Source organism: Kitasatospora sp. NPDC057542, from assembly GCF_042801945.1.
Lineage (GTDB): Bacteria > Actinomycetota > Actinomycetes > Streptomycetales > Streptomycetaceae > Kitasatospora.
In genome coordinates, this window is sequence record NZ_JBHVFE010000691.1 from 1 (window position 1) to 3280 (window position 3280).

At 77.3% G+C, this 3280-nt stretch carries 1 protein-coding gene; it reads right to left on the bottom strand.

All coding sequences use genetic code 11. The features are described from left to right. On the bottom strand, nucleotides 1–3155 hold a 3155-nt coding region (gene tmk, locus ACFU7Y_RS42150), incomplete at its 3' end, for a dTMP kinase (protein ID WP_380771730.1). Nucleotides 3156–3280 lie beyond the last annotated feature (125 nt).

Sequence of the window (3280 nt, forward strand, 5' to 3'; positions counted from 1 at the left end):
ACAGGCTCCGCACGCCGCGGCTCCTGCGCCGGCCGGCCCTCAGGGTGGCCTTCGGTGCGGCCCGCGGCACGTCCCGGCTCGATCCGCGGCAGCACCTCGGTGCGGTCGGCCTCCGCCGGAACCTTCGGCAGCACGGCCGTCTCGTCCACCGCCGAGGCCGGCACCACCGGCAGCTTGGCGGTCTCGTCGACCGCCCCGGCGGCCCGGCGCGCCTCGGCAGCCTTGCGCGCCTCGACGGCCTCCGCCGCCCGGACGGCCGCCTGCCGGTCCCGCGGCGACAGCTCGCGCGTCGCCTCGTCCCCGAGTCCGCCCGACGACGGCTGTGCCGACGCCTGCGACGCGTCCTGCGGAGCATCCTTCGGCGTGTCCCGGGGCACCCTCAGCTCCGTGGTCTCGTCATCCCCGGCCACCGTTCCGGAACCCGGGCCCGGCCGGCCCTCCGCCCGGCCCTCCGCCGACTCCGCCGCCGCAGCCGCGGCCGCGAGCGCGGCGGCCTGCGCCAGCCGTGCCTCCTCGGCCCGCTGGAGCGCCTCCTCCGCCCGGCGACGCTGCTCCTCGCGGGCGAGCTCGCGCTGCCGCTGGATCTCGGCCTGGGCGGCCGCCTCGTCGGCGATCCGCTTGCGCTCGGCGGCCTCCGCGGCCAGCCGGGCCTCGGCGGCGGCCCGGAGCTCGGCCTCCTCCTCGGCGCGGCGCCTGGCCTCCTCCTCCGCCCGGCGGCGCGCCTCCTCCTCGGCCTTGCGCCGAGCCTCGGCGGCGGCCCGCTCGGCCTCCTCCTTGGCCAGCCGTTCCTTCTCCGCCTGCTCGGCCCGCAGCTGCGCCAGCAGTTCCTGCCGCTTGCGCTCGGCGGCCTCCGCCTCGGCCTTCTTGCGGGCCTCCTCGGCGGCGCGGCGCTCGGCCTCCTCCTTGGCCAGCCGCTCCTGTTCGGCGCGGGCGGCCTTCTCCTGCTCGGAGAGCGGCAGCTCGCGGTCGAGCCGGTGCCGGATGGCGGTGGTGACGAAGCCGGGGGCCTGACTGCCGTCCACGACCAGGTAGCGCGCCGGGTCGGCGGCGGCGAGTGCGAGGAAGCCGGCCCGGACCCGCTGGTGGAACTCGGTGGGCTCGGACTCCAGCCGGTCCAGCGCCTCGGTGAAGCGCTCACGGGCCCTGGTCGGGTCGACGTCCAGGACGACGGTCAGGTCGGGCAGCAGCCCGCCGGTGGCCCAGCGGGAGATCCGGGCGACCTCGGTCGCGGCCAGGTCGCGCCCGGCGCCCTGGTAGGCGATGGAGGAGTCCATGTACCGGTCGGTGATCACCACGGCGCCGCGGGCGAGGGCCGGCCGGATGACGTTCTCGACGTGCTCGGCGCGGTCCGCGGCGTAGATCAGCGCCTCGGCGCGGTGGGACAGGCCGGTGTTGCCGACGTCCAGGACGAGGCCGCGCAGCCGCTGGCCGACCGGGCTGCCGCCGGGCTCGCGGGTGAGCACGACCTCGTGCCCCTTGCCGCGGATCCACTCGGCGAGTGCCTGGGCCTGGGTGGACTTGCCGGCGCCGTCGCCGCCCTCCAGGGCGATGAAGAAGCCGGTGCCCGCGCCCCGGTGAGGCACCGGGCCGCTCGAACCGCGCACCGAGTCCACCAGGTCCCGGACGAACGGCGCGGTGCCGCGCCGGTCGTCGGTACGCAGCAGCACGACGGCGGCGAGCACCAGCGTGAGCAGCCCGGAGGTGGCGACGGCCAGGGCCGCGCCACCGTGGATGAAGGTGAAGGAGCCGGGCTCGACGGTGCCGTACTCCACGTCCCCGTAGGCGGCGGCGATCAGCGGGACGGCGACCAGCGCGGCGGCGACCACGGCCCGGAGCACCGCGAACAGGTGCTCGGTGACCTTCGGCAGCCGCGCCTCCTCGACCTCCTGGGCGAGCAGGGTGCGCCCGGCCGAGACCACGATCCCGGCGGCCAGGCCGGCCAGCACGGTGAGCAGCAGGACCAGCACGAAGTCCAGCACCAGCCCGGCCAGGATCAGCGCGACGCCCTGGGTGAGCAGCGCCAGCGCGAGCAGTCGGCGACGGGACAGCGAGGGCAGCGTGGCCCGGGTGAGCCGGGCGCCCAGGGCGGGCGCCCCGGTGGCGGCGAGCACCAGCAGGCCGTAGCCGATCGGCCCGGCGCGGTGCTCGGCGGCGGTGAGCAGCGCGAGCGCGGCGACGCCCGCCATCGCGGCGTAGCCGGCCGCGACGGCGAAGGTGAAGTACGGGGCACTGCCGGTGCGGCCCTTGCTCAGCGCGGGGCCGGGGGAAGCGTCGGTCGGGGCTCGCAGGCCCCGCAGCGGGGAGACGGGGGTGACGGACACCGGGCCCCCGGGCAGCTGCTGGAGGTAGCCGCGGACCGCCGAGGCGGCGAACAGCCCGGCCGCACCGAGCGCCGCGAAGGTGAGCTGGTGAGCGCGGAGCCAGTCGGAGCCGAGGGCCGCGCCGATGTTGTTGAGCAGGGTGAAGGCCACCAGGCCGACGGCGCCGAGCGGCACGGTCACCCAGCCGGTGAAGCAGTCGATGGCCCGGACGCTCTCCAGGTTGGCAGCGGCCGGACGCTGCTCGGCGACCGGTAGGTACCGGTTGGCCGGCGGCAGCAGGCCCGGGACGGCGGCGGCCCTGGTGATCCCCCAGACCCGCTCGGCGGCACCGGTCACGAACACGGTGGCGAGCAGGACGTAGGCGGCGGCCCCGGAGGGCTTGGCGGCGGAGCCCAGCCAGACGCTCCACCAGGGTGCGAGGCCGATCAGCAGGGCACGCAGCACGTCGGCGCCGAACAGCGTCCAGCGCCGGTCCAGCCGGCCCGCGACCAGCCGGTGCACCGGGCCGAGCAGGGCGACGCCGACCAGCCCGGTGGCCAGTACCCGGACGGCGAGGACCGCGGCGAGGGCGAAGGCGAGACTGCGTGGCAGGCTGCCGAACCGGCCCCCCTGGGCGGCGGCGATCACGGTGAGCGCGAGCAGCACCAGCAGGCCGAGCCGGTCGGCGGTGCCGCCGATCAACTGGGTGGTCCACAGGCGCCGGTAGGCACGTGTCCGCAGCAGCGCCCGGGCCCGGTCCACCGGGGTCCCGGCGGGCGCGACCTCGGGCAGGTCGGACGCCCAGGCTCTGGCGGCCGGGGCGGCGCTGGGGGTGGGCTGCTCCTCGCTCGTCATACGGTCAGCGTAGCGGGCGGGGCCTGGCCGGAATGAGACGAACGGGCTTCCGGATCGCGCTCATCACCGGGTTGTGACGTACCCCGCACAGAGCCGACAGACCCCGGGCCCGTGCCCCCGGGACC